General features: G+C 71.0%; 23 protein-coding genes and 2 pseudogenes. 15 read left to right on the forward strand and 10 right to left on the reverse strand.

Annotation, left to right across the window (positions count from 1 at the left end):
• Positions 1-6: 6 nt before the first annotated feature.
• From ABH923_RS17055 to ABH923_RS17070, 4 genes are read right to left on the reverse strand one after another with little or no spacing between them, the layout of a single operon-like run.
• The gene (locus ABH923_RS17055) at positions 7-1,032 is read right to left on the reverse strand and encodes an AAA family ATPase (protein ID WP_370056586.1); all 1,026 of its coding nucleotides are present in this window, start codon (positions 1,030-1,032) and stop codon (positions 7-9) included.
• Positions 1,029-2,324 (reverse strand): DUF4350 domain-containing protein, encoded by a 1,296-nt coding sequence (locus ABH923_RS17060; RefSeq protein WP_370056587.1) that lies wholly within the window; start codon positions 2,322-2,324, stop codon positions 1,029-1,031. Before ABH923_RS17060 ends, ABH923_RS17055 begins: the two co-directional genes overlap by 4 nt.
• Entirely contained in the window at positions 2,321-2,977 is a 657-nt protein-coding gene (locus tag ABH923_RS17065; RefSeq protein WP_370056588.1) for a DUF4129 domain-containing protein, read from the reverse strand. Before ABH923_RS17065 ends, ABH923_RS17060 begins: the two co-directional genes overlap by 4 nt.
• Positions 2,978-2,979: 2 nt before the next feature.
• Positions 2,980-4,431, reverse strand: coding sequence for a hypothetical protein (locus ABH923_RS17070; RefSeq protein WP_370056589.1), 1,452 nt, complete (start codon positions 4,429-4,431; stop codon positions 2,980-2,982).
• 230 nt (positions 4,432-4,661) lie between these two features.
• Here ABH923_RS17070 and mtrA point away from each other — a divergent pair, with 230 nt between their 5' ends.
• From mtrA to secA, 7 genes and pseudogenes are all read left to right on the forward strand, one after another.
• Positions 4,662-5,345 carry an MtrAB system response regulator MtrA gene (gene mtrA / locus ABH923_RS17075; protein WP_179607562.1) on the forward strand — a complete coding sequence of 228 codons (684 nt, stop codon included), beginning with the start codon at positions 4,662-4,664 and terminating at the stop codon, positions 5,343-5,345.
• A gap of 13 nt (positions 5,346-5,358) precedes the next feature.
• A pseudogene (gene mtrB / locus ABH923_RS17080) lies at positions 5,359-6,576 on the forward strand (MtrAB system histidine kinase MtrB); the annotation flags it as partial.
• Positions 6,577-6,688: 112 nt separating this feature from the next.
• Positions 6,689-7,054, forward strand: a pseudogene (locus ABH923_RS17085) (ATP-binding protein); the annotation flags it as partial.
• Positions 7,051-8,745, forward strand: a complete 1,695-nt coding sequence (locus tag ABH923_RS17090; protein WP_370057386.1) for an LpqB family beta-propeller domain-containing protein — start codon at positions 7,051-7,053, stop codon at positions 8,743-8,745. The pseudogene ABH923_RS17085 and the gene ABH923_RS17090, both read left to right, overlap by 4 nt.
• A gap of 109 nt (positions 8,746-8,854) precedes the next feature.
• On the forward strand, positions 8,855-9,562 hold the full coding sequence (locus tag ABH923_RS17095; RefSeq protein ID WP_370056590.1) for a ComF family protein: 708 nt from the start codon (positions 8,855-8,857) through the stop codon (positions 9,560-9,562).
• 165 nt (positions 9,563-9,727) lie between these two features.
• A complete protein-coding gene (gene hpf / locus ABH923_RS17100) occupies positions 9,728-10,429 on the forward strand; it encodes a ribosome hibernation-promoting factor, HPF/YfiA family (RefSeq protein WP_370056591.1) in 702 nt (233 codons plus the stop codon).
• 200 nt (positions 10,430-10,629) lie between these two features.
• Positions 10,630-13,434: a preprotein translocase subunit SecA gene (gene secA / locus ABH923_RS17105; protein WP_370056592.1), complete on the forward strand. Its 2,805-nt coding sequence runs from the start codon at positions 10,630-10,632 to the stop codon at positions 13,432-13,434.
• A gap of 80 nt (positions 13,435-13,514) precedes the next feature.
• Here secA and ABH923_RS17110 read toward each other — a convergent pair whose 3' ends face one another.
• A complete protein-coding gene (locus tag ABH923_RS17110) occupies positions 13,515-14,060 on the reverse strand; it encodes an Rv3235 family protein (protein WP_370056593.1) in 546 nt (181 codons plus the stop codon).
• Positions 14,061-14,200: 140 nt separating this feature from the next.
• Between ABH923_RS17110 and ABH923_RS17115 the strand changes: the two genes are divergently transcribed.
• Positions 14,201-15,694, forward strand: coding sequence for a sensor histidine kinase (locus ABH923_RS17115; protein ID WP_370056594.1), 1,494 nt, complete (start codon positions 14,201-14,203; stop codon positions 15,692-15,694).
• Between the two features lie 203 nt (positions 15,695-15,897).
• Here ABH923_RS17115 and ABH923_RS17120 read toward each other — a convergent pair whose 3' ends face one another.
• Complete coding sequence (locus tag ABH923_RS17120; RefSeq protein WP_018190103.1) at positions 15,898-16,146, reverse strand: WhiB family transcriptional regulator; 249 nt, start codon at positions 16,144-16,146, stop codon at positions 15,898-15,900.
• Between the two features lie 226 nt (positions 16,147-16,372).
• Here ABH923_RS17120 and ABH923_RS17125 point away from each other — a divergent pair, with 226 nt between their 5' ends.
• The 7 genes from ABH923_RS17125 (at position 16,373) to ABH923_RS17155 (ending at position 22,683) form a co-directional block, all read left to right on the forward strand.
• A complete protein-coding gene (locus ABH923_RS17125) occupies positions 16,373-16,843 on the forward strand; it encodes a hypothetical protein (protein WP_370056595.1) in 471 nt (156 codons plus the stop codon).
• 36 nt (positions 16,844-16,879) lie between these two features.
• The gene (locus ABH923_RS17130; protein WP_370056596.1) at positions 16,880-17,635 is read left to right on the forward strand and encodes a DUF1684 domain-containing protein; all 756 of its coding nucleotides are present in this window, start codon (positions 16,880-16,882) and stop codon (positions 17,633-17,635) included.
• Positions 17,636-17,700: 65 nt separating this feature from the next.
• Positions 17,701-19,200 (forward strand): ABC transporter substrate-binding protein, encoded by a 1,500-nt coding sequence (locus ABH923_RS17135; RefSeq protein WP_370056597.1) that lies wholly within the window; start codon positions 17,701-17,703, stop codon positions 19,198-19,200.
• A 99-nt stretch (positions 19,201-19,299) separates the two neighbouring features.
• Positions 19,300-20,262, forward strand: a complete 963-nt coding sequence (locus tag ABH923_RS17140; protein ID WP_370056598.1) for an ABC transporter permease — start codon at positions 19,300-19,302, stop codon at positions 20,260-20,262.
• On the forward strand, positions 20,259-21,137 hold the full coding sequence (locus ABH923_RS17145; RefSeq protein WP_370056599.1) for an ABC transporter permease: 879 nt from the start codon (positions 20,259-20,261) through the stop codon (positions 21,135-21,137). The genes ABH923_RS17140 and ABH923_RS17145 overlap by 4 nt, the downstream gene beginning before the upstream one ends.
• Positions 21,134-21,922: an ATP-binding cassette domain-containing protein gene (locus tag ABH923_RS17150; RefSeq protein WP_370056600.1), complete on the forward strand. Its 789-nt coding sequence runs from the start codon at positions 21,134-21,136 to the stop codon at positions 21,920-21,922. Before ABH923_RS17145 ends, ABH923_RS17150 begins: the two co-directional genes overlap by 4 nt.
• The gene (locus tag ABH923_RS17155) at positions 21,919-22,683 is read left to right on the forward strand and encodes an ABC transporter ATP-binding protein (RefSeq protein WP_370056601.1); all 765 of its coding nucleotides are present in this window, start codon (positions 21,919-21,921) and stop codon (positions 22,681-22,683) included. Before ABH923_RS17150 ends, ABH923_RS17155 begins: the two co-directional genes overlap by 4 nt.
• A gap of 27 nt (positions 22,684-22,710) precedes the next feature.
• Here the strand turns inward: ABH923_RS17155 and ABH923_RS17160 are convergent, their stop codons facing one another.
• The 4 genes from ABH923_RS17160 to aroA all read right to left on the reverse strand — a co-directional run bounded on the left by ABH923_RS17160 (position 22,711) and on the right by aroA (position 26,409).
• Positions 22,711-23,328: an acetate uptake transporter gene (locus ABH923_RS17160; protein ID WP_370056602.1), complete on the reverse strand. Its 618-nt coding sequence runs from the start codon at positions 23,326-23,328 to the stop codon at positions 22,711-22,713.
• Positions 23,329-23,432: 104 nt separating this feature from the next.
• Positions 23,433-23,906: a thioredoxin-dependent thiol peroxidase gene (gene bcp, locus ABH923_RS17165; RefSeq protein WP_370056603.1), complete on the reverse strand. Its 474-nt coding sequence runs from the start codon at positions 23,904-23,906 to the stop codon at positions 23,433-23,435.
• A 67-nt stretch (positions 23,907-23,973) separates the two neighbouring features.
• Positions 23,974-25,044: a ribosome small subunit-dependent GTPase A gene (rsgA, locus tag ABH923_RS17170; protein ID WP_370056604.1), complete on the reverse strand. Its 1,071-nt coding sequence runs from the start codon at positions 25,042-25,044 to the stop codon at positions 23,974-23,976.
• Positions 25,045-26,409 carry a 3-phosphoshikimate 1-carboxyvinyltransferase gene (aroA, locus tag ABH923_RS17175; RefSeq protein ID WP_370056605.1) on the reverse strand — a complete coding sequence of 455 codons (1,365 nt, stop codon included), beginning with the start codon at positions 26,407-26,409 and terminating at the stop codon, positions 25,045-25,047.
• Between the last annotated feature and the right edge of the window lie 56 nt (positions 26,410-26,465).

The raw sequence follows: 26,465 nt of genomic DNA on the forward strand, positions 1-26,465 counted from the left end.
CGGGGCCTAGATCGGAACCTGGACCTGCTGCACGATCGAGCGCAGCACGGCGTCGGCGCCCACGCCCTCCAGCTCCGCCTCCGGACGGAGCTGGATGCGGTGCCGCCAGACCGGCACGAGCATCGCCTGGACGTGGTCCGGCGTGATCGAGTCGTAGCCGGACAGCCACGCCCAGGACTTTGCGGCGGCGAGCAGGGCGGTCGTGCCGCGCGGGCTGACGCCGAGGCGCACCGAGGGGCTGCGGCGGGTGGCGCGGGCCAGGTCGACGATGTAGGCGAGCACGTCCGGGTTCGCGCCGACGGCGGCGGCAGCGGCCCGTGCGGACTCGAGCTGCCGGGCGTCGAGCACCGGCGTCACGCCCGCCCCGGCGAGGTCGCGCGGGTTGAAGCCGGCCGCGTGCCTGCGCAGCACCTCCACCTCGGCCTCGCGCTCCGGCACGTCGAGGGTGAGCTTCAGCAGGAACCGGTCGAGCTGGGCCTCCGGCAGCGTGTAGGTGCCCTCGTACTCGATCGGGTTCTGGGTGGCCGCGACGATGAACGGGTCGGGGAGGCGGCGGCTCACGCCGTCGACGCTGACCTGACGCTCCTCCATCGCCTCCAGCAGGGCCGACTGGGTCTTCGGCGGCGTGCGGTTGATCTCGTCCGCGAGCAGGATGTTCGTGAACACCGGGCCCTCGCGGAACACGAACCCGCCCGTCTGCGCGTCGTAGACGAGCGAGCCGGTGACGTCGCCCGGCATCAGGTCGGGCGTGAACTGGATGCGCGTGGTCGTCAGGCTCAGCGCCTCGCTGAGCGCGCGCACGAGCAGCGTCTTCGCGACACCGGGCACACCCTCCAGGAGCACGTGGCCGCGGGCGAGCAGCGCGATGATCAGGCCCGTGACCGCGCCCTCCTGGCCGACGACGGCCTTGCCCACCTCGGCGCGCACCCGCGCCAGGGCGTGCCGCAGGTCGGAGGAGCCGGGCGTCGGCGGCGCCGCGGCGCCGTCCGGTGCTGCCGAGGCCGAGTGGGAGCCGGTCGTGAGGTCGGTCATGGTTCCATTCTTCCGGTCGTTCGCCGAGTGTGTGGAGTGTGCGGAGAGTGCGGCGAGGCGGCGTCGGCCGTCGCGCTTTCGAGCTCGGCCAGCCGGTCGGAGAGCTCGACGAGCTCCCGGTCGCTGCCCGGACGCTGTTCCAGGAGCAGGTAGCGGATGCCGGCGTGGTCGCGGCCGGTGATCGCGGCGACGGCGTCGGCGACCTCCTCAGTGGTGGCCACGCGCGGGAGGCCGACCTGGGAGGCCAGGCGGCCGATCGCCCCGATGCGCAGGGCGTCGGCGGCGCGGAGCCGTGCGGACGACCGCTGGTACAGGCGGGCGCGGCCCTCCCGGGTCTCGCCGGCGCGCACGACGACGGGGAGGTGTTCGACCACCAGCGGCCCGAAGCGGCGCCCGCGCCAGACGGCGGCGGCGACGAACACCAGCGTCAGCAGTAGGAGGACCGGCGTCACCCAGCCCGGTGTCAGCGTCGCGAGGTCGGGCGGCCCGGTGACCGGCCGGTCGAGCAGGCCGGGCAGGTACCAGACCAGCGTGCGGTGCTCGCCGAGGAGCCCGAGGCCGAGGGCGGCGTTGCCGAGCCGGTCGACGCCGTCGTTCATGAGGGTGGCGGCGGACCCGAGCAGGTAGACGGTGCGGCCGTCGTAGGTCGTGTGCACGAGGGACGCGCGGCCTCCCGACGCCACGAAGCAGGCGGTGGCGTCGCCGGTCACGCGGAAGCTGCCGGGTGACGCGACGCCCTTGGTGTTGGCGGTGGGCCGCGGGTCGATCCGGACTGCGCGCTGGGCGACGGGCAGGTCGCAGCCGGCTGCGGCCGTGGAGCCGGGGTCGCCCGCCGCGTGCACGCCCGGGGCGAGGGCCTGCAGCGCGGCGAAGTCGGGCTCGACCAGCACGATGGTGCTCGCGATCGAGGTGAGCTGGTCGTAGCCCTGCCGGTCGAGGTTGCCCGCCGGGTCGTAGACGAGCACGGTGGTGTCGTCTCCCGCGGCGGCGCGCACCTCGTCGAGCGTCCCGGCCGTGCGCACGGTCACGCCCTGCTGGCCGAGCACCTGCACGAGGGCCTTGCCGCCGGCGGGGCCGGGGTTGGTGGCGCTCAGCGGGTCGCCGCCGATGCCGCGGTCGCCGTTCAGCAGCACGCCGGACAGCCCGACGATCACGGCGATGACGGCGAGGACGATCCACGGCACGGCGCGGCGCGCGGTGCGACGGACGGTGGGGGAGACCGCGGGAGCGTCGGCCGGGCCGGCCTCCGGCGCGGGCGGGCGCTCGGCTTCTGGTGCGAGGGTTCCGGTCATGCCAGGGTTCCGGTCATGCTCTCGGGGGCTTCCTGGGCCGGCCGCACCCGCTGGAGCCGCCCGTCGAGGTCGAGGAGGTGCCGGTATCCGGCCCCGGAGCCAGGTCGGTCGAGGTAGCGCACCTCGTCGAAGGTCCGGGCCGCCTGGCGCAGCTCGGCCGCCTCCGCGGCCGCCGCACGCGAGGCCTGAGAGGCGAACTCGGTCGCGGTGGTGCCGGGGCGGACCTCCACCAGGGTGCGCTCGTCGAGTGCGGCCGCGATGGCGCGGAACTGCTCCTCGATCGCGAGCGGCCAGTCCTCGGCGCGCGCCGCGTCGGCCGCCGACCGCCGCAGCTCGTCCGCCGACCGCGCGTCGCCGGCGCCGAACAGCGCGCGCGGTGCGGACGCCGCCCGCCGGTTGACCCTGGGCCGGCCGAACACGAGGAACGCAACCACGATGACGGCCGCGACGATCAGCACGACCACGACGAGGAGCACAGGACTCGCAGACCCGGTCGGACCGTTCAGCAGCGACGCGAGCCAGTCCTGCACCGCCTTGGAGGCGATGTCGAACCAGGTCGGCTTCGCCGTCTGGTACTCCGGCTTGGCGAGCTCGTTGCGGATCCAGTCCTGCGCCTGCGGCGAGCTCGGATCGACCGGGATGTCGAGGTGCACGCTCAGGCGCCCGGCCAGCCCGCGTTCGGGGCGGTCGCGTTCGGAGCGGTCGCGCTCGGCGCGGGCTGCGTGAACGGATCCGGCAGCTCCTGACCGGTCTGCCTGGCCTCCACGAACCGCACGAGCTCCAGGTCGAGGCCCTCCTTGCGCATCCGGAGGTCGATGTAGATCAGGCCGAGGGCGGCGGACTGGACGACGCTGCCGATCGCGCCCACGATCGCGCCGACGATCGCCGACAGCCCGTTCACGCCGAGCTGGCTGATGATGGCCTGACTGTACGAGTTCGGATCGGCGGTGCTGAGCGAGGTCGGCGCGAAGATGCCGCCCAGCATCCCGCCAATGATCGCGAACGGGAACGCGATGACCTGGGTCACGGCGTAGATGATCATCGCCAGCAGCACGATCACCCCGAACGTGCGCCAGAAGTAGCCGGTCGTGAGCCGCCAGGAGCGGGCGATCGCGGAGCGGAACGGGAGGCGCTCGATGACGAGCGCGCTCGGCACGATCGAGAGCTTGGTGTAGAGCCAGATGAAGACGGCCAGCAGGCCGAGGCTTCCGCCGATCCCGACCAGGACCGCGCCGAGCACTCCGGCCGTGCCGCCGAGCATCGCGAGGGCGATGATGATGGAGACCACGAGCGCGAGGGCGACCAGCCAGAACAGCGACCACAGGAAGGTCCAGCCGACCAGCGCGCCGAACCGGGAGCGGATGAGCTGCCAGAGCGCGCGCAGGTTCAGCTTCTCACCCAGCGTCTCGCGCGACACCTCGGCGACGATGATGCCCTGGAGGAGCGCGCCGAAGATCCCCGAGATGACGATGACGAGGACACCGAGCACGATGCTGCCGCCGACCGCGCCGGCGGTGATGGTGCTGCGATCGGCGGCGTCAGCCGTCGCGACCCGGGAGAAGAGGAGGTAGAGGCCGCCGTAGAGGATCGCGGTGACGAGGATCGCGGGGACCCCCTGGAGCAGGAGGGCCGCGCCGACGGTGATCTTCGGGTTGCGGCGCAGCGCCTGGAACGGCGCGCCGAGCAGGTTCCCGAACGACAGCGGGCGCAGCGGGATGAGTCCCGGCTTCGGCGGCGGAGCCCAGCCGGGCTGAGCGCCCGTGGCGTACGGCTGCTGCCAGCCCTGCTGCTGCCATGCCTGCTGCTGGTAGTCGTACTGCGGGTACCCGGGCTGTTGCGGGTAGTCCGGCTGCTGGGGGTAGCCCTGCGGCGGCGGGTAGCCAGGCTGCTGGGGGTAGCCCTGCTGCGGCGGGTAGCCAGGCTGCGGCGGCTGCTGCGGATACCCCGGCTGCTGCGGATACCCCGGCGCGTACTCTCCGTACCGCGGCTGCTCCGGCGCAGGCCCACCCGCCTGCTGCCCTGCAGGCGCGGAGCCGTCGGCCCCCGTGCCCTGGCCGTCCGGATCCCCGGACTCCCCAGGTGCCCGCCAGCTCTGGTCGTCGCTCACGCCGTGCCTCTCATCCCCCGTGTGGTGCGGTGCTCCCATGCTGGCACATCCACCGTCCCAGCGATGCCCCGTCCATAGGGCACGTGGACAACCCGGTTCTCCACAGTCTCGACGTGCCCACAGCCCGCATCGGGCCGGCATACAAGGCTCGCGCAGCCTCCTCGACTACGCTTGACCCGTTACAGCTGCGGCCCGCGCCGCCCGAGAGGGGTTCAGGGGAATCTTCGGACATGACTAGTCGCATCCTGGTGGTCGACGACGACACCGCCCTCGCCGAGATGATCGGCATCGTGCTCCGCACCGAGGGATTCGACCCCGTGTTCTGCGAGGACGGCGCGCAGGCGCTCGACATCTTCCGCGCGGCCAAGCCCGACCTCGTCCTCCTCGACCTGATGCTGCCCGGCCTCGACGGCATCGAGGTGTGCGGCCGCATCCGAGCCGAGTCCGGCACGCCCGTCATCATGCTCACCGCCAAGTCCGACACCGCGGACGTCGTCAAGGGCCTGGAGTCCGGCGCCGACGACTACATGGTCAAGCCGTTCAACCCCAAGGAGCTGGTCGCCCGCATCCGCACCCGGCTGCGCCCGGCCCCGACCAGCCCGCCCGCCGAGCAGCTCCGCGTCGGCGACCTCGTCGTCGACGTCGCCGGTCACGAGGTCCGCCGCGGCGACTCCCGCATCGCACTCACCCCGCTCGAGTTCGACCTCCTGCTCGCACTGGCCTCCAAGCCCCAGCAGGTGTTCACCCGCGAGATGCTGCTGGAGCAGGTCTGGGGCTACCACTACAAGGCCGACACCCGGCTGGTGAACGTGCACGTCCAGCGCCTGCGCGCCAAGGTGGAGCAGGACCCGGACAACCCCAAGATCGTCATGACCGTGCGCGGGGTCGGCTACCGCGCCGGCGCGGCGACCTGACCGGGAGCCCGCGATGCGCTTCCGGTGGCCCGACAGGGAGTGGTGGCGGCAGGTGCCGTCCGAACTGTCGCGCCTCTGGAGGCGCTCTCTGCAGCTCCGCACGGTCACGATCACGGTGCTCCTGACCGGCGTCGCGATCCTCGTCACGGGCGTCTACATGGCGCTCAGCATCAGCAACGACCTCTACCAGTCACGGCTGGATCAGGCGCTCCGCGACTCCAGCCGGGCCACCACGGCCGCGCAGTCGACGCTCAACGCGTCCGACATCTCGTCCAGCGACGCCGGCAAGAACCTGCTCAGCTCCACTCTTCAGTCCGTGCAGGCGTCGACCTCCAGCCGCCTGATCGCGGCGTATCGCGTCCCCGGCCAGGACACCAGCGTGCTCGCCCCGCCCGACCGCGGCAGCCCCGCGCTCAACCCGGTCATCTCCCAGGAGCTGCGCACCGCCGTCGAGAACGGCGGGACCAAGCAGTTCTACCAGTCGGTCGCGCTGCCGGCGACGTCGGACTCCACCGATCCAGGGATCGTCGTCGGCACCCAGCTCACCCTGCCGTCGTACGGCCGCTACGAGCTCTACATCGGCTACAACCTGAGCGACTCGGAGAGCACCCTGCTGTTCGTCCAGAACACGCTGCTGCTCGCCGGGCTGGCGCTCATCGTCCTCATCGGCGCGATCACCTGGCTGATCGTGCGCTTCGTGGTCGAGCCCATCCGGGTGGCCGCACGGACCAGCGAACGGCTCGCCGCCGGCGACCTCGCAGTGCGCATCCCGGAGAAGGGCGAGGACGTCTTCGCCTCGCTGGCCCGCTCGTTCAATGGGATGGCGGACAGCATGCAGAGCCAGATCAACCAGCTCGCGACGCTGTCCCAGCTCCAGCAGCGGTTCGTGTCGGACGTGTCGCACGAGCTGCGCACGCCGCTGACCACCATCCGGCTGGCGGGTGACGTGATCTACGACCAGCGCGGCTCGTTCCCGCCCGCGACCTCCCGCACGGCCGAGCTGCTGCACACCCAGATCGAGCGGTTCGACCGGCTGCTCTCCGACCTCCTGGAGATCAGCAGATACGACGCCGGCTCCGTCGTGCTCGACCCGGAGCCCACGAACCTGGTGCGACTGGCGGAGGAGGTCGTCGACGAGCTGCGGACGCTCGCCGAGCAGAACGGCTCGGAGCTCCGCCTGGAGGCACCAGGCGGCTACTTCGACGTGGGCATGGACCCCCGCCGCATCCGCCGCGTCGTGCGCAACCTCATCGGCAACGCGATCGAGCACGGCGAGGGCGCTCCGGTGGTGGGTCTCCGTCGACAGCAACGAGACGGCGGTCGCGCTCGCCGTCCGCGACTACGGCATCGGCATGAGCCAGCAGGACGTCAACCACGTCTTCGACCGGTTCTGGCGTGCCGACCCGTCCCGCAAGCGCACGCTCGGCGGGACCGGGCTCGGCCTTGCCATCTCGCTGGAGGACGCCACCCTGCACTCGGGCTGGCTGCAGGTCTGGTCGATGCCAGCGCAAGGGTCGTGCTTCCGGCTCACCCTGCCCCGGTTCACCGGCAAGGGCATCATCGCCTCCCCGATCCCGCTGCCTCCCGTCGACGCGGGGACGAAGCCCGCGCGCCCCGAGGGGCCGGCGGCGGACGACACCGGCGCGCTCGACCGCGGGATGGGGAACCTCGATCCGGCGCCGCGGCCGGGAAGCGAGGCGCGCGCATGATCCGGAGGACGTCCCGCGGACTCGGCGCCGCCGTCGCCCTGGTGCTCGCCCTGGCGCTCGCGGCGTGCGCGAGCATCCCCGACACCGGGCCCGTGCGCCAGGGCGGTCCCGTCGCGCAGGTCAACGACCAGCTCGACCTCGACTTCAACCCGTCGCCGCCCGAGAACGGCGCGACGCCGCAGCGGATCGTGCAGGGCTTCATCGACGCGGCCTCCAGCCCGAAGAACAACTTCCAGATCGCCCGGGAGTACCTCACCCGGTCGACGGCGGCCTCCTGGAACCCGGACGAGTCGGTCACCGTGGACGACGGCCGCAGCCGCACCTTCGACCACAGCGGCAACCAGTGGTCGGTCGACGTCAGCCCGGTCGCCAACGTGGACAGCGCAGGCAGCTACCATCCCGTCGCGAGCAAGGCGCCGGTCGGGCTCAGCTACCAGGTGGCCAAGGAGAACGGCCAGTGGCGCATCTCCGCGGCGCCCGCCGGGGTGGTCATCGACGATCCGACCTTCCGCGCCGTCTACAGCCAGCAGACGCTCTACTTCTACAACGCGGACTACTCCTACTTGGTGCCTGACGCCCGCTGGTTCCCCGCCCGCGTCGCGACGGCGGCGACCCGCGTGGCGAGCGCTGTGCTCGCCGGGCCGGCCAAGTGGCTGAGCGGCGCCGTGATCAGCGCCTTCCCCCAGGGCACGCAGCTCGCGGTCCCCTCGGTCACGACGTCGAACGGCACCGCACACGTGGACCTCAGCTCGGAGGCCGGCCAGGCGAACCAGCTCCAGCTGCAGAGGATGCAGCTCCAGCTGGAACAGAGCCTCGGGTCGCTGGCGTCGTCCGTCCAGCTCTCGATCGAGGGCAACCAGCAGCAGGTGCCGCCCCTGCCGGACGGGTCGGTGCCTCAGCAGGATCCGCCCGTGGACTCGCACGCCGTGGTCTACCGCGGGGAGTCGTTCGGCCTCCTCAACGGCTCGACCATCACCCCGCTGAGCGGACTCAGCGACAAGGTGGTGGCACTGGCGCCCAGCGCCGCGACGGTGAACGCCGCGCGCGACGAGGTCGCGGTGCTGTCGCGCGGGGCCGCGGTGCTCGTGCGGAAGTCCGGCGATCCGGTGCACGTCGACATCCGCCCGGGGCTCATCGCGCCTGCGCTGGACAACCAGGGCTGGCTGTGGAGCGTGCCCGCCGCGTCCCCCGACGCGCTCCAGGTCGCCGGCGCCAACGGGCAGCCGCACGCCGTGAAGGTGGACTGGCCCGGCGCGGTCGGCATCGTCTCCCTCGCCGTCTCGCGCGACGGGACGCGGGTGGTGGCGATCGTGCGCACGGCGACGGGCTACTCGGTGGTCGCCGCGGGCGTCGTCCGCGGGTCGGACGGCCTGCCGACGTCCATCACGGCCCCGATCGAGCTCACGGTCGGCGACGGCATCCCGACCTCGATCGCCTGGACGGGCGAGCTCACGGTCGTGGTGCTCAGCGCGACGAACGGCGACGCGACCGGGATCGCCGAGCAGACCATCGGCGGCACGACGTCGACCACGACGGGCCCCGCGACCGGGCGGACGATCGTGGGGGCGGGCGGCCTGTCGCGCTACCTGGTGCTCGCGGGGGACGGGACGCTGCAGGCGCCCACCGGGAGCGGATGGCAGACGCAGGCGGACAAGGTCGGCGCGGTCGCGGTGCAGCTCGGGCAGCCCTGAGCTGTCCTGCACGGCTCGGTTGTCCTCCACAGCTGACGGCGATCCACGACTTGTACACGGATCTGGTGATCGATGCCCGGCCGCGCGCTGCCGCGGCGAGGCTGGATCCATGACGATCACCAACGCCTCACCTCGCCCCGCCCTCAGCCCGGGCCTCCGCTCGACCATCCACTCGACCATCCGCGACGCCGTCCTCGACGCCGGCGCCGTGCTGCTCCCGGTGAGCTGCGCGGGATGCGCCGCGCCCGACCGCGCGCTCTGCGCCGACTGCGCCCGCGCCCTCACCCCCGAGGTGCGGCAGCGCACCGTCAGCGGTGTCGCCGTGTGGTCGGCGCTGGACTACGACGACGTCCCGCGCACCGTGCTCCTCGCCTACAAGGACGGCGGGCGGGTGGACGCGGTGCGTGCTCTGGCCGGTGCCCTGGCTCCGGCGCTCGCCGCAGCGGGCGGCCCGCGCGGCCGCGGTGCCGTCCCCGTCCTGGTCCCGTCCACCCGCGCGGCGTGGCGGCGGCGCGGCTACCACCCGACGGGGATGGTGCTCGCGCGCACCAGGGCGCTCGCGCCTCCGCTGTGGCACGCGCTCCGGCTCACCAGGCAGACCGCCGACCAGGCGGCGCTCGGGAACGCCCAGCGCGCGGACAACCGTGCGGGCAGCATGGTCGCGTCCCGGCGGCTGCGCGGCCGGAGGTGCGTGATCGTCGACGACATCGTGACCAGCGGGGCCACGATCGCGGAGGCCGCGCGCGCGATCCGGTCGGCCGGCGGCACAGTGGGCGGCGCCGCGACCATCGCCCATACGCCGCGCCGGCGACGATGACCAGCCCCGCGCGGCATGGTCCAGCGGACGTTCAGCAGAATCGTGGAATTCACCCGCTGATCACGGTTCCGTTACGTGCGGGGGAGCACTACGGTGGTCGAAAAGGCGCGAGTGATCCGCCCTTCGTGATCCGGGCGGACATCACGCCGGATCAGGGAGGTCTTCATGGACATCAACATCGTCGGACGCAACCTGGGAATCACTGATCGCTTCCGTGAGTACGCGACGGAGAAGGCCGATAAAGTCGCGCATCTCGCCGAGCGGGCGATCTCCTTCGAGATCAAGGTCAGCAGGCACAACGAGAAGCTGGGTTCCCAGAACGGCGACGACCGGGTCGAGCTGACCCTGGTCGGACCACGAGCCGTCGTCCGGTCCGAAGCGACCGGAACGGACAAGTACGCCGCGTTCGACATCGCGCTCGGGAAGCTTCTCGAACGTGTCAGGAGGGCCAAGGACAGGCGCAAGGTGCATCGCGGGCAGCACCGGCCGACCTCGCTGCGCGAGGCGAGCACCGACGGCTTCAGCGCGGTCGGGCTCGCGGCGGCCCCGGTGTCGGTGCTCGACCAGGTGCGCACCGGCAATGTCCCCGTGGTCTCCGACGAGACGGCGGAGGTGGGGGAGACCGAAGAGGAGTACAGCCCGGTCGTGATCCGCCAGAAGGTCTTCGCGAGCATCCCGATGACCGTCGACGACGCCCTCTATTACATGGAGCTCGTGGGCCACGACTTCTACCTGTTCGTGGATCAGGAGACCAAGCGCCCGAGCGTCGTCTACCGCCGCAAGGGCTGGGACTACGGCGTGATCGCCCTCGACGACGATGCCGAGGAGCTGCAGGAGGTCGCGACCGCGAGCCGCAAGCTCGGCTGACGTCCGCGTCGATGGCGTGCGCCCAGGCGGCGCACGCCATCGGCATTCACCGGTCTCGCAGTGCCCTCCCAGGGACCTTGGGACGTGCTCCGGGGAGGACCAAGTACGATGTTCTCTATCGTCGGCGGAGTATGCCGTGCGGCGTGCGTCCGCCGTGGCGCGGGCATCACCGGCCCGATCGATCAAAATGGAGTGCATCAGTGGCCTCAGTTCTTGAAAAGGTTCTCCGCGTCGGCGAGGGACGCACCCTCCGGCGCCTGGAGGCGTACGCGAAGGCGGTCAACGCTCTCGAGGACGACTTCAGCGAGCTGACCGACGACGAACTCATGCACGAGACCGTCGAGCTGCGCGAGCGCTACAGCAACGGCGAGTCGCTGGACGACCTCCTCCCCGAGGCGTTCGCCGCCGTGCGCGAGGCGTCCAAGCGGACGCTCGGCATGCGCCACTTCGACGTGCAGATCATGGGCGGCGCGGCCCTCCACCTCGGCAACATCGCCGAGATGAAGACCGGTGAGGGCAAGACGCTGGTGGCGACCACCGCGGCGTACCTCAACGCGATCACGAGCCGCGGCGTGCACGTCATCACCGTGAACGACTACCTGGCGAGCTACCAGTCCGAGCTGATGGGCCGCGTCTTCCGCGCCCTCGGAATGACGACCGGGGTGATCCTTTCTGGCCAGACGCCCGAGGAGCGCCGCGAGCAGTACGCCGCCGACATCACCTACGGCACGAACAACGAGTTCGGCTTCGACTACCTGCGCGACAACATGGCGTGGCAGGCGAGCGACATGGTCCAGCGCGGCCACTTCTTCGCGATCGTGGACGAGGTCGACTCGATCCTCATCGACGAGGCGCGCACCCCGCTCATCATCTCCGGGCCGTCCTCCGGCGAGGCCAACCGCTGGTTCAACGAGTTCGCCAGCCTCGCCACGCGCCTGACCGCCGACGTCGACTACGAGGTGGACGAGAAGAAGCGCACCGTCGGCGTGCTGGAGCCGGGCATCGAGAAGGTCGAGGACTACCTCGGCATCGACAACCTGTACGAGTCGGCGAACACCCCGCTCATCTCCTTCCTCAACAACGCGATCAAGGCCAACGCCCTGTTCAAGCGCGACAAGGACTACGTCGTGATGAACGGCGAGGTGCTCATCGTCGACGAGCACACCGGCCGCATCCTGGTCGGCCGCCGCTACAACGAGGGCATCCACCAGGCCATCGAGGCCAAGGAGGGCGTGGAGGTCAAGGCCGAGAACCAGACCCTCGCCACCGTCACGCTGCAGAACTACTTCCGCCTCTACAAGAAGCTGTCCGGCATGACCGGTACCGCCGAGACCGAGGCCGCCGAGTTCATGAGCACCTACAAGCTCGGCGTCGTCCCGATCCCGACGAACAAGCCGATGCAGCGCAAGGACCAGCCGGACCTCGTCTACAAGAATGAGAAGGCGAAGTTCGACCAGGTCGTCGAGGACATCGCCAAGCGGTACGAGAAGGGCCAGCCGGTCCTCGTCGGAACGACGAGCGTCGAGAAGAGCGAGTACCTGTCGCGCCTGCTCGCCAAGAAGGGCGTGCGCCACGAGGTCCTGAACGCCAAGAACCACGCGCGCGAGGCCGCGATCGTCGCCCAGGCCGGACGCCTCGGCTCGGTCACGGTCGCCACGAACATGGCCGGCCGTGGTACCGACATCATGCTCGGCGGCAACGCCGAGTTCATCGCCGTGGCCGAGATGAACGCCCGCGGGCTCTCGCCGGTGGAGACGCCGGACGAGTACGAGGAGGCCTGGGAGGGCGTCTTCGACGACGTGAAGGCGAAGGTCTCCGAGGAGGCCGAGAAGGTCATCGACGCGGGCGGCCTGTACGTGCTCGGCACCGAGCGCCACGAGTCGCGCCGCATCGACAACCAGCTCCGCGGCCGCTCCGGCCGTCAGGGCGACCCGGGCGAGAGCCGGTTCTACCTGTCGCTGACCGACGACCTGATGCGCCTGTTCAACGCGGGCGCCGCCGAGAGCCTGATGGGCCGCACCAGCGTCCCGGACGACATGGCCATCGAGTCGAAGGTCGTCAGCCGCGCCATCCGCAGCGCGCAGTCGCAGGTGGAGGCGCGCAACGCCGAGATCCGCAAGAACGTCCTCAAGTACGACGACGTCCTCAACCGTCAGCGCGAGGCGATCTACGGTGACCGCCGCCACATCCTGGAGGGCGACGACCTGCACGAGCGTGTGCAGAAGTTCCTCACCGACGTGGTGGACGACATCCTCGACCAGCACACCGGCGAGGGCAGCGGGGACGACTGGGACTTCGACGCGCTGTGGGCCGAGCTCAAGACGCTCTACCCGGTCGGCGTCTCGATCGACGAGGTCATCGCCGAGGCGGGCAACAAGGGCCGCATCAACCGCGACTTCATGCGCCGCGAGATCATGTCCGACTCCAAGATCGCGTACCAGAAGCGCGAGGAGTCGATCGGCTCCCCGGCGATGCGCGAGCTGGAGCGCCGCGTGGTGCTCTCGGTCATCGACCGCCGCTGGCGCGACCACCTCTACGAGATGGACTACCTCAAGGACGGCATCGGCCTGCGGGCGATGGCGCAGCGCGACCCGCTGGTCGAGTACCAGCGCGAGGGCTACGCCATGTTCCAGCAGATGATGGGCGCGATCCGCGAGGAGACCGTCGGCTTCCTGTTCAACCTCGAGGTGGAGGTCAACCAGGCTCCCGACGAGATCGCCCCGGCTGTGGCCGCGAAGGGCCTGAACCGCGCAGAGTCGGAAGCCCCCCTCAGCTACTCGGCCCCTGGCGAGCAGGGCGACGTCGAGGTGCGCAACCAGCGCGGACAGCTCGAGAAGGCGGCGACGGACCGCGCTCAGCGCCAGCAGCGCCAGGCGGCCCCCGCCCAGGCGGCGCCGCCGGCCCAGGGCGCGTCGCAGCGCGGCGCGTTCGGCCAGCGCGTGGAGGACGGGGACGAGGCTCCCGTCAACCGCGCGGAGCGCCGCGCCCAGGCCAAGAAGCGCTGACCCTCACGCGCTGAGCAGGTTCCCGGACGGCGGAGCGGTCGATGACCGCTCCGCCGTTCGTCGTCCGCGGCGCCGGCCCGCTACAGCACCGTGATCGCGGTGGCGCGCCAGCGCATCCGGTGGCGTTCCAGCCGGAGCGCCACCGCCCTCGATCGGGACGGCTGGTGGATCATCACGACCGCCTCCACGACCGAGTCCCCGAGCCGGTTGAGCACCGGCTCGCCGACGCGCACGCGGGGCCGCTTGACCTCGTCGCCCGTGACCGCCCGGGAGCGGGCGGCGATGACGGTGCGGCGCAGAAGCTGGATGAAGACGGAGTCGCTGACCCAGCGGCCGAGCTGATCGAGCGGGCGCGCGCCCGCCAGGATCTCGATGACGCAGAGCGCGAGCTTCGCGCAGAGCAGGCGGGCATCCTCGCCGATGCCCGAGTCCGTCCGCAGGCCGTCTCCGGAGGCCTGGAGCTCTGCGTCGAGCGTGCGTGGCTCGAAGGGCGCCAGGTCCGGTGGTGGACCCGGGACCGGCGGCGCCACGACCCGCTGCGGCGGTACGAGCCGGAGCGGCGGCCGGGCCGCGTTCGGCCGCTCGACAGCGGGCCGTTCGAGGACGGGGGAGAGGAGTGCGTTCATGCTGATGGTGCTCGATTCTTTCTCGTCGACGGTGTTCGTCGGTGCGTGGTGAACACTCAATCAGCGCGCCTCGCGGGTGGTCCAGGGCCTGAACGCGGGTGTGGACAACCGGTGCCGCGCGGGCTGTCTATAGTGGGGGAGTGTCGACCCTCAGTGATCTCGTCAATGCCCAAGGTCGTTCCTCCGAGGCGGACGTGGAGTGGCTCCACAGCCTCGTCGGCGACTGGCAGCTCCTGGCCGACCTGGCCTTCGCCGACATCGTGCTCTGGGTGCCGACGTCGGACGGCGACTTCGTCGCCGTGGCGCACGCGCGGCCGTCGAGCGCCGCGACGCTGTTCTACCGCGACTTCGTCGGCCAGCGGATCAAGCCCGAGTGGCGCCAGCAGGTCACCGACGCGTACCTGACCAAGCAGATCATCGACACCTCCGCCCCGGACTGGTACGAGGAGACCCCGACGCGCGTGCGCGCGGTCCCCGTGATCCGCCGGCTCAGCGTCCACTCGCCGCAGACGTCGGACGAGCCCGTCGCCGTCATCACCCGGCACACCAACCTCAGCGAGGCGCGCACCCCCAGCCGCCAGGAGCTGACTTTCAACGACTGCGCGAACGACCTGTTCGCCATGATCGCGACGGGCGACTTCCCCGACCTGGGCGCGCCCGCCGCTCCACGCCGCGGCGCTCCGCGCGCGGCTGACGGACTGATCCGGCTCGACGAGACCGGCATCACGACCTTCGCCAGCCCGAACGCGCTGAGCGCTTTCAACCGGATGGGCTTCACGGGTGAGCTGGAAGGCGAGTCGCTGGCGACGGTCACGACGAAGCTGCTCGCCGGCAGCCTCACGTCCGACGAGTCGCTCCCGCTGGTCGTCACCGGCCGTGCGCCCTGGCGCACCGACATCGAGGCGCGCGGCGTGACCGTGTCGCTGCGCACCATCCCGATCCGCAACCGCGGGGAGCGCGTCGGCGCGATCGTGCTGTGCCGCGACGTGTCGGAGCAGCGGCATCAGGAGCGCGAGCTCATCACCAAGGACGCGACGATCCGCGAGATCCACCACCGGGTGAAGAACAACCTCCAGACGGTGGCCTCGCTGCTGCGCATCCAGGCGCGGCGCACCCACTCCGAGGAGGCCAGGGAGGCGCTCAGCCAGGCTATGCGCCGCGTCGCCGCGATCGCGGTCGTGCACGACACGCTGTCGACGGGCCTCGCCCAGATCGTGGACTTCGACGACGTGTTCGACCGGGTGCTGCTGCTGGTGGCGGAGGTCGCCGCCAGCCACACCACGACGGTGCACCCGAAGAAGTCGGGCACCTTCGGCTCGCTGCCGAGCGAGTACGCGACCCCGCTGGCACTGGCGCTGACAGAGCTGGTCACCAATGCCGTCGAGCACGGTCTCGCGGGCCGTGAGGGCCAGGTGGAGATCGTGGCCGACCGCACGGAGGAGTCGCTGAGTGTGAAGGTCGTCGACAACGGCTCCGGACTCCCGGAGGGCAAGGTCGGCTCGGGCTTGGGCACGCAGATCGTGCGCACGCTCATCCAGGGCGAGCTCGGCGGCGCCATCGACTGGCACACGATGATGGGCCAGGGCACCGAAGTGACCATCGAGGTCCCGCTCCGCTACCTCACCACCGTCTGACCACCCAGCCCTGCATCGAGGGGCACGTTGTTGTCACTGTTCGCACCGAAAAGTGACAACAACGTGCCCCTCGGCGGGTGGGTGAGCGCGAAAACGCCGAGGGGCGCTTCCGGACGGTGACGTCTGCTAGGTGTTCGGAAGCGCCGCCTCGGCGGCGATGGTGCTGTGATTCGGGATGGATCGCTGTGTTCGTGGGCCCTGTGTCAGGACGCGCGGCGGGCGCGGGCGGCGCGGCGCTTGAGGGCGCGGCGCTCGTCTTCGGAGAGTCCGCCCCAGACTCCGGAGTCCTGACCGGTCTCGAGGGCGTACTGCAGGCAGATCTCGGTCACGGTGCAGCGCGCGCAGACCGCCTTCGCCTTGTCGATCTGGTCGACCGCGGGTCCCGTGTTGCCGACGGGGAAGAACAGCTCGGGGTCTGCGGTCAGGCAGGCGGCTTTGTCGCGCCAATCCATGAAGATATGCTCCTTGTTCGCTGGATGTTTCCTGGCCCGAGGGGGCCTAGAATGCAGGTAAGCAGCCGCGTTACAGGGTTCTTCAGATCCATGGGGAATGAGACCTGCCCACCACCCTGTGAGCACTAACTCGGCCTTGAATATGCTCCCATAGCAGTTGATTCGGATCAATAGTTCTGCATGGGATAACGCTGTGAACACGAGCACGAAACGTCAGGATGCTATAGTGACCGACCCCTCCGCGCCCGGCCTTCCCGCGTCCGATCCGGCGCGCTCCCGGCCTCCGCTGCTGATCGCGCTGGCAGTGATCCTGACGCTCGAAGCGCTGCTGGTCACGGGCCTCGCGGTCTGGCTGCTGTTCGAGCTTCTCACGACGACCCCCCAGTCGTACACCACCGCGGTCGCGATCACCATCCTCGTCGTGCTCGGCGCCGCCTGGCTGATCCTCACGCTCGTCGGCATCCTCCGGCTGCACGCTTGGGCGCGCGCCTCCACGGTGACCATCCAGATCCTGATGATCGCGGTGGCCGTCGGAAGCTTCGAGGGCCTCGTCGCGCGGCCCGACCTCGGCTGGGCGCTGCTCGTCCCCGCCGTCATCGCCGGCGTCCTGGCGCTCGCGCCCTCCGTCGTCCGGGCCACCGCGCGCCCCGTCGAGGCCGACGAGGAGCCCGATCGCAATACGGGGACACACGAATAGCGTGACGGCGGGAACAAGGCGCAGACTCGCACTGTTATGGCTGACATCGTGACTGAACTCTCCGCTCCGGCCCTCCCGTCCCCGTCCACCATCCAGACTGCAGAGGCCGGCTACGCCGACTGGCGCGCCTGGCGCCTCTCGTCCGTCGCAGCCCCGACCGGCAACCTCGCGCTCATCGAGACCCGCTGGCTCGCGGACGGCGAGGAGACCACTGCGGAGCAGGCGCTCGCCGGGCACCCCGCGACGGTGACCGCCACCGAGCTCAGCCGCCGCAACCTCGACACCGGCGCACCGGAGCGCGGAATCCGGCTCTGGGACGCCGCCTCGCCCGCGATCCGCGCGTTCGAGACGATCGACGCGTTCCCGTTCGACCCGTCCTGGATCGTGGAGGCCACCTTCACGCCGGTGAGCGGCGAGCGGACCATCCCGTTCGAGCACATCCGCGACAACGGAGGCACCCGCGACCTGGTCGTGCCTGGCGACATCACCTTCGAGCGCGACGGCGTCGACTACACGCTGAGCGCATTCGACGACGACGGGACGCTGCTGCTGGTCTTTGGCGACCCGACGAACGGCGACGACGGGCCCGACGGCAGCTACGCCTCCGGACGCTTCCTCTTCGTCACGCGCGACGGCGACCGCGCCGTCCTCGACTTCAACCGTGCCTTCGTGCCGCCGTGCGGCTTCTCGGACCAGTACAACTGTCCGCTGCCGCCGCGGAACAACCGCTTCCCCGTCCCGGTCACCGCGGGCGAGAAGCGCGTCGTGCTCCGCGACGGCGCCGCGCGCTGAGCCTCGGCTCCCCTCTGCTTCACCCCCTCGCACACCCCCACTCCACACAGCACAGGAGAACTCCGTTGAGAAAGACCCCCCTGCTCGCCACGATCGCGATCGGCATCGCCGCGTCCCTGGCACTCGCCGGCTGCTCCGGCGCGTCCTCGTCGTCCTCCGGCGGCACTGACGCGTCCATCGCCGTCGGCTCGCTCTACGAGCCCGTCAACCTGGACAACACCGCCGGCGGCGGCCAGGGCGTGACCGAGGCGCTGAACGGCAACGTCTACGAGGGCCTGTTCAAGCTCACCGACGACGGCAAGGTCCAGCCGCTGCTCGCCACGAAGTACACGACGAGCTCCGACGGCCTCACCTACACGTTCACCCTCCGCGAGGGGGTGAAGTTCCACTCCGGCAAGCCGCTCACCAGCGAGTCCGTCAAGACGAGCATCGAGCGCGTGCTCGCCACCGACTCCCAGTCGGCCCGCAAGTCGCAGCTCGCCGTCATCTCCGGCATCCAGACCCCGGACGACAAGACCGTGGTCATCTCGCTGAAGTCGCGCTCCATCTCGCTGCCGTACAACCTCAGCTACGTCTGGATCTACGGCCCTGGCACGACGAACTACAAGACGGCGGAGGACGGCACCGGCCCGTACACCCTCGGCACCTGGAAGCGCGGCAGCTCGCTGAGCCTCGAGCGCTGGAACGGCTACTGGGGCGGCAAGGCGAAGAACAAGGAGGTCGTCTACGACTACTTCACCGACGCCAGCGCCCTCTCCAACGCCCTGCTGACCAACCAGGTCGACGTCGTCACCAGCATCCAGAGCCCTGACTCGCTGACCCAGTTCGAGGGCAACAAGAACTACACGATCAGCAACGGCAAGTCGACGACGAAGGAGCTCCTCGCCTTCAACGACAAGGTGGCGCCCTTCAACAACGCGGAGGTCCGCAAGGCGGTCTACTCGGCGATCGACACCAAGAAGCTGCTCACCTCGATCTGGGGCAAGTACGGCACGCTCATCGGTTCGATGGTCCCGCCGAGCGACCCCTGGTACGAGGACCTCACCAAGGTCAACCCGTACGACACCGCACTGGCGAAGAAGGAGCTGGCCGCGGCCGGCCTCCCGAACGGCTTCGCGTTCACCCTCGACACCCCCACGTACGACCCGCACCCCGCGGTCGCGGAGTTCCTCAAGAGCGAGCTCGCGAAGGTCGGCATCACGGTGAACATCAACTCGATCTCGGCCGACCAGTGGTACACCAAGGTGTTCAAGAACCACGACTTCACCGCGACCCTGCAGGAGCACGTCAACGACCGCGACGTGGTCTGGTACGGCAACCCCGACTTCTACTGGGGCTACGACAACCCGCAGGTCACCACCTGGGTGAACGAGGCCGAGCAGTCCAGCACCACGGCGGAGCAGACCGCGAAGCTGAAGCTGGTCAACGAGCAGATCGCCAAGGACGCCGCCAGCGCGTGGCTGTACCTCTACCCGCAGATCGTGGTGGCGTCGAGCTCGGTGAGCGGCTACCCGGTGAACGGGCTGAACTCGCAGTTCTACGCGTACGACATCGTCAAGAAGTAGGCAGGCGGAGTCCTCCACAGAGGCTCCTCCTCGTCGAGTTATCCACTGATGCTCGGGAGGCCCGCACCGGGTCTCCCGAGCATCTACGCTGAATTGATCATGACCTCGTATCTCCTCCGCCGCACCGCGTTCCTCGTGGTGTCCCTGCTGCTGGCGATGGTCGTGCTGTTCTTCCTGCTGCGCGTGCTGCCGGGCGATCCGGCCAACGCCCTGCTGTCGGCCAGCGCGACGCCCGACCAGATCAAGGCGGCGCAGGAGCAGGTGGGCAGCAACCTCCCGCTGCTCCAGCAGTTCGCGAACTGGTTCGGCTCGCTGCTCACGCTGAACCTGGGGCAGTCGTTCATCACATCGCTGCCGGTGGGGCCGGAGATCGCCTCGCGGCTGGCGGTGACCATCCCGCTCACCCTCCTGTCGTTCGTGCTCGCTCTCGTGCTGGCGCTGCCGATCGGCTTCGTCGCGGCCTGGAAGGCCGACCGCTGGTACGGGCTGGTGCTGTCCGCCTTCTCGCAGCTCGGCATCGCCGTCCCGGTGTTCTGGGTGGGCATCCTGCTCGTGGACGCCTTCGCGGTGAACCTGCGCTGGTTCCCGTCCGGCGGGTTCCCGCGCGACGACTGGGCCGACCCCGCGGCGGCGTTGCAGTCGCTCGCGCTGCCGGTCATCACCATCGCCATCGTGATGAGCGCCTCCATCTCGCGGTACGTGCGCAGTGCGACGCTCGACGTCATCGGCAGCGACTACCTGCGCAACGCCCGCGCGCTCGGCTCCGGTTTCGGGAGGGCGATGTGGCGGCACGGCCTGCGCAACGGCGCGGTCCCGGTCATCTCCATCCTCGGCATCGAGCTGGCGACGACCTTCCTCGGCGCTGTCGTGGTCGAGAGCGTCTACACGCTGCCGGGCCTGGGCAGCATGCTGCTCACGGCGATCCAGCAGCACGACTATCCCGACATCCAGGGCATCCTGTTTGTCTCGACGCTGCTGGTGCTGATCGTCGGCTTCCTCGCCGACATCGTGCAGCGGCTGATCGACCCGCGTCTGCGGCAGAGCATCTCGGGCAACCGATGAGCGCGGTGGTGCAGCAGGCGGCGCAGACGGCGCCGGATCCGCAGGAGCGGGCGCGCCGTCGCGCGCGGCGGTCGGTGACGCTCGGGATCGGCCTCACCCTGGTGGGCATCGTGGTGCTCGTCGCCGCGCTCTCGTTCGTGTGGCTGCCGTTCGCCCAGGGCGACACGTCGGGAGGCCGGCTGGCGCCGCCGGACGGCACGCACTGGCTCGGTACCGACCGCTTCGGACGCGACCTGACGACGCAGCTCATGATCGGCGCGCGCATCGCGCTCGCCGTCGGGGTCGGCGCGGTCGTGATCGGCGCCGTCATCGGCATCACGATCGGGATGCTCGCGGCATTCGCGACGCGCTGGCTGGACGACACGATCTCGGCGGTGCTCGACATCATCATCGCCTTCCCCGTCCTGCTGCTCGCCATGCTCATCGTGGCCGCGCAGGGCGCCTCCCTCGGCACCGCGATCCTGGCCATCGGGCTGGCGATGTCGGCGGTGGTCGCCCGGCTCACGCGGGTGCTGTCCAAGCGGGTGCTCGCCCAGCAGTACGTCACCGCGGCTCGCACCTCCGGCACGTCGTGGGGCGGTGTCGTCGCCCGCCACGTCCTGCCCAACATCTGGCCGACGCTCGGCGTCAACCTGGCCCTCCAGTTCGGCGTCGCCGTGCTCGCGGAGGCCAGCCTCTCGTACCTGGGCCTCGGCGCACCGCCGCCCAACGCGTCGTGGGGCCGGCTGCTGCAGGAGGCGCAGGGGACGGTCGCGGTCGCTCCCGTCGGCGCCATCGCGCCCGGCGTCGCGCTTGTCGTCCTGGTGGTCGGCGTCAACCTGATCGCCGACGGCCTGCGGGACGTCGCCGACCCGACGCGGAGGAGGTCGCGATGATCCTCGACGTGCAGAACCTCGGCGTGACGGCCCGTGACGGTTCGCCGCTGCTGTCGGACGTCTCCTTCCGGCTCGACGCCGGGGAGCGGCTGAGCCTGATCGGGGAGTCCGGGTCGGGCAAGTCGCTGACCTCCTTCGCGATCACCGGTCTCCTGCCGGACGGCCTGACGGCGACCGGAAGCGTCGAGCTCGCGGGCGTCCAGGTGATCGGCGCGAAGGAGCGGGCGCTGGTCCCGCTGCGCGGCCGCACCGCATCGACGGTCTTCCAGGAGCCGCTGACCGCGCTCGACCCGCTGATGCGCCTCGGCGCCCAGGTGGCGGAGCCGCTGCGCCGGCACCTCGGACTCCGTGGCGCCGCACTGCGCGACGCCGTCCACGCGGCGCTGGCGGAGGTCCGCCTCCCCGACCCGGAGCGGATCGCGCGCGCGTACCCGCACGAGATCTCCGGAGGCCAGCGTCAGCGCGTCGCCATCGCCGCGGCGCTCGCCTGCCGGCCTCAGCTGCTCATCGCCGACGAGCCGACGACCGCGCTCGACGTGACCGTGCAGGCGGACATCCTCGCCCTCATCGACTCCCTCGTGGCCGAGCGGGGGATGGCGCTGCTGTTCGTCAGCCACGATCTCGCGGTCGTCTCGCGCATGACGGAGCGGGCGCTCGTGCTGCGCGCGGGCCGCGTCGTCGAGGAGAGCACGATCGAGCGCATCCTCAGCAACCCCGCCGACCCGTACACGGCCGAGCTCGTCCGCAGCGCGCGCGAGCTGGACGCCGCCCTGGAGGTGCGATGACCGCCGTCCTCGAGCTCCGCGACGCGGGCTTCCGCTACCGCCGGTCGAGCACCCCGGCTCTGGAAGACGTGTCGTTCGCCGTCGAGCCCGGCCGCAGCGTCGGGCTGGTGGGGGAGTCCGGCGCGGGCAAGACCACCTTGCTCTCGCTGCTTCTCGGGCTCGCGAGCCCGACCTCCGGGAGCGTGCTGTTCGACGGGAGGCCGCTCGATCGCGGCGACCGGACGCTGATGCGGGAGTTCCGTCGCAGTGTGCAGACGGTGTTCCAGGACCCGTACTCGTCCCTCGACCCGCGCCAGAGCGTCGGCAGGATCGTCGCAGAGCCCCTGGCCTCGCTCCGGATCGCGTCCGGCGCCGACGCGCGCTCGCGCGTCGCGGACGCCCTGCGGGCGGTCGCCCTGCCGGAGGACGCGGCGGCCCGCTACCCGCACGAGTTCTCCGGCGGTCAGCGCCAGCGCATCGCGATCGCGCGCGCGATCGTCTCGCGCCCCCGCGTCCTCCTCGCGGACGAGCCGGTCAGCGCACTCGACGTGACCACGCGCATCCAGATCATCGAGCTACTGGGGGAGCTCGCGGCGCAGGAGGGGATGACCGTGGTGATGGTGTCGCACGACCTCAGCGTGGTCGCGACCCTGTGCGAGCAGACCGTCGTGCTGCGCTCCGGCCGCGTGGTGGAGCAGGGGGCGACGCGGGACGTGCTCGGCGCGCCGCAGGATGCCTACACGCAGCGCCTCATCGCGTCGGTGCCGCGGCTGCCCGCCTGAGCGCGGGTCGGCCGGGCCTCCCGGCGCTCAGGCGCGCGGCCAGACCGGCAGCACGTCGCGCTTCCAGGTCGCGTTCGTGACGCCCGCCCACGAGGTGTAGAGGGCGACGGCGGCGGTCGCCAGTCCCAGCCAGCCGCCGGTCTGCGTCGCTCCCGGCGCTCCCGCCAGGTCCCCGATCGACAGGGCGACGAAGGTCAGGGTCAGCAGCACGAACACCGTCAGCGTCGCTCCGTTGGTCTTCGCCGCAGCGACTGTCATCAGCGCCGTGAAGATCGTCCACGCGAGCAGGAAGAAGCCGACGCCGACCGAGCCGGCGTCCTCCGCCAGCCCGGGGGCGGTGCGCAGCCACCAGAACGCCAGCCAGAAGGCGCCGTACGAGGTGAAGGCGGTGGCTCCGAAGGTGTTGCCTCGCGCGAACTCCCACAGCCCGGCCGCGAACTGGGTCAGGCCGCCGTAGAACAGCGCCATCGCGACGGCCGTGGCCCCCGCCTCGCCGACCAGGCCTGCGTTGGCGAGGCTCAGCAGCATCGTCGTCAGCGCGAACGCGGCGAGCCCGAGCGGGCCGGGATCGGCGACCCCGGCGCGGGCCGGGTTCGTGGCCGGGGTCGTGGGGCGGGCGATGGTCCGCTCGGCGGTCGCGCTCATGCGGTGCACTCCTTCGTACGTGGTCGGCCGGAACGGCCGTCCCTCGACATTAGAATGCCAGATCGCAGATTGCAAACACCTATTGTCAGGCGATTCGGCTGGGCTCAGTCCAGGCCGAGCTTCTTCCGCAGCGAGGCGACGTGGCCGGTCGCCTTCACGTTGTAGAGCGGCAGCCGCACGGTGCCGTCCGGGTTGAGCACGAAGGTGGAGCGGATGACGCCGGTGACCGTCTTGCCGTAGAGCTTCTTCTCGCCGTACGCGCCGTACGCGTTGTGCACCGCGAGGTCCTCGTCCGACAGCAGCGGGAAGTTGAGGCGCTCCTGCTCCTGGAACTCCTTGTTCTTGGCCGGGACGTCCTTCGAGATGCCGATGACCTTGTAGCCGCTGGAGGCGAGCGAGTTGAGGTTGTCGCGGAAGTCGCAGGCCTCGGTGGTGCAGCCGGGCGTCATCGCGGCCGGGTAGAAGTAGACGATCACGTTGTCGCCCGAGTAGTCGGCGAGCGAGACGGCGTTGCCGTCCTGGTCCTGAAGGGTGAAGGTGGGCGCGGGCTGTCCCGCTTCGAGTCGAACGTCAGTCATACTCCCCATTCTGCCGCGATCCGACGAGGGGCACGCAAACGCCCCTAAGACCGCGCCTGAGGGGCGTTTACGTGCCCCTCGGCGACTGCTGGGCGGGGGCGAAGGTGGCGAGGAGGCGCTGCAGCGAGTCGAGGCGGGCTCGGCCGGTCTCGCCGAGGCGGCCCTCCTCGACGGCCTCGATGATCGCGCAGTCCGGCGCATCGGGGAGGTGCGTGCAGCCGCGCGGGCAGTCCTCGGCGATCGCGGCCAGGTCGGTGAACGACTTCAGGATGCTCGCGGTGTCCACGTGGCCGAGCCCGAACGAGCGCACCCCGGGGGTGTCGATCACCCAGCCGCGGCCTTCGGCGCTCTCCACCCGCAGCGACACCGTGGAGGACGACGTGTGCCGGCCGCGTCCCGTCACCACGTTGACGTGGCCGGTCGCGCGCTTGGCGCCGGGCACGATCGCGTTCACCAGGGTCGACTTGCCGACGCCGGAGTGGCCGACCACCACGGTGTCGTGGCCGACGAGCGCCGCCGTGATCTCGTCCACCGGGATGTGGTCCTCCCTGCTGGTGAACACCGGGAGGTCGAGCCCGGCGAAGTTCTCCAGGAACGGCGCGGGGTCGGCGAGGTCGATCTTGGTGACGCACAGCATCGGCTCGATGCCCGCGTCGTAGGCGGCGACCAGGTAGCGGTCCACCAGCCGGGTGCGCGGTTCCGGGTTGGCCGCGGCGACCACGATGAGCATCTGGTCGGCGTTGGCGACGACCACGCGCTCCACCTCGTCGGTGTCGTCGGCGCTGCGCCGCAGCAGGGTCGACCGGGGCTCGATGCGCACGATCCGCGAGAGCGTGCCCTCCTCGCCGGTGGTGTCGCCGACCACGGCCACCCGGTCGCCGGTCACGATCGGCTTGCGCCTCAGCTCGCTCGCCCGCGCTGCGACGACCTGTCGCTCCTCGGGAGTGTCCTCATCCAGGAGCACCGTGTACCGGCCGCGGTCGACGCCGAGGACGCGCGCGATCTCCGCGTCGGCGTGCTCCGGCCGGGTCTTGGTGCGCGGACGGTTCCCCTTGGGGTTCGGCCGGGAGCGGATGGCCGACTCGTCGTAGAGGTCGTACTCGTCGTCCTCGTCGCCGTCATCCGACCACCAGGACATCTACGCCGCCGCACCTTCGGCCAGCATCCGGGTCCAGAGCTGCGGGAACTGCGGCAGGGTCTTGGCGGTCGTCGCGATGTTCTCGATCTCCACGCCGGGGACGACCAGGCCGACGATCGCGCCCGCGGTCGCCATCCTGTGGTCCTCGTAGCTGCGCCAGACGCCGCCGGTCAGCGGGCGCGGCTCGATGCGGAGGCCGTCCTCCAGCTCGGTCACGGCGCCGCCGAGGCCGTTGAGCTCGGCCGCGAGGGCGGCGAGTCGGTCGGTCTCGTGGTGGCGGATGTGGCCGATGCCGGTGATCTCGCTCGGGCCGTCGGCGAACGCCGCGATGGCCGCGATCGCCGGGACCAGCTCGCCGCCGGTGGAGAGGTCGATCGAGATCGGCTGGATGCGCTCCGGGCCGGCCACGGTGAGGCGGTCGCCGTCCTTCGCCACCGTCGCCCCGAACAGCGGAAGCAGGTCGGCGAGGTCGGCGCCCACCTGGGTGGTCGACTCCGGCCAGCCGGTGATCGTCACGGAGCCCCCGGTGACGACCGCGGCGGCCAGGAACGGGGCCGCGTTGGACAGGTCGGGCTCGATGTCCACGTCACGCGCGCCGATGGCGCCGGGCCGGACGATCCAGCGCCCGACCTCCGGCGACTCGACCGTCACGTCACGCGCGGCGAGGGCGGCGATGGTCATCTCGATGTGCGGGAGGCTCGGGAGGCGCTCGCCGGAGTGCGTCAGGTCGAGGCCCTCCTCGAACCGGCTCGCCGACAGCAGCAGCGCGCTGACGAACTGGCTGGAGCTGGACGCGTCGATCCCGATGGCGCCGCCCGTGACGGTCCCGGTGCCGTGGACGGTGAAGGGGAGGGCGCCGCGGCCGTCGTCGTTCACGTCGACGCCGAGCGCCCGCAACGCCGCGATGATCGCGCCCATCGGCCGGCCGCGCGCCGAGTCGTCTGCGTCGAACATGGTCGGCCCGAGCGCGAGGCCGGCGAGCGGCGGCACGAAGCGCATGACCGTGCCCGCCTGGCCGCACTCGATCGTGGTGCTGCCGAGCAGCTCCTCCGCCGGCGTGATCAGGAAGTCGGCGCCGAACTCGCTCTCGCCCGGCTTCTCGACGATCGAGACGCCGAGCGCGCGCAGCGCCTCCACCATGTTGGCGGAGTCGCGGGAGTGCAGCGGCGCGCGCAGCAGCGACGGGCCGTCGGCAAGGGCGGAGAGCACCAGCTCGCGAGCCGTCAGGGACTTGGAGCCGGGCAGCGAGACGGAGGCCGTGACCGGGCCGCCGGCGACGGGCGCGGGCCACAGCGGGTTCGGCTCCTCGGCGCGGTTGTCGCCGTACGGGTCGAACTCGGGGGCGGAATATTTCGAGATGAGCATTGTTGTCAAGGGTATCCGTGATCGAGCCCGAAGGAAGGACCGGCCCGTGCCCGCAG

Source organism: Leifsonia sp. EB41, from assembly GCF_041262565.1.
In the GTDB taxonomy this organism is placed as follows: domain Bacteria; phylum Actinomycetota; class Actinomycetes; order Actinomycetales; family Microbacteriaceae; genus Leifsonia.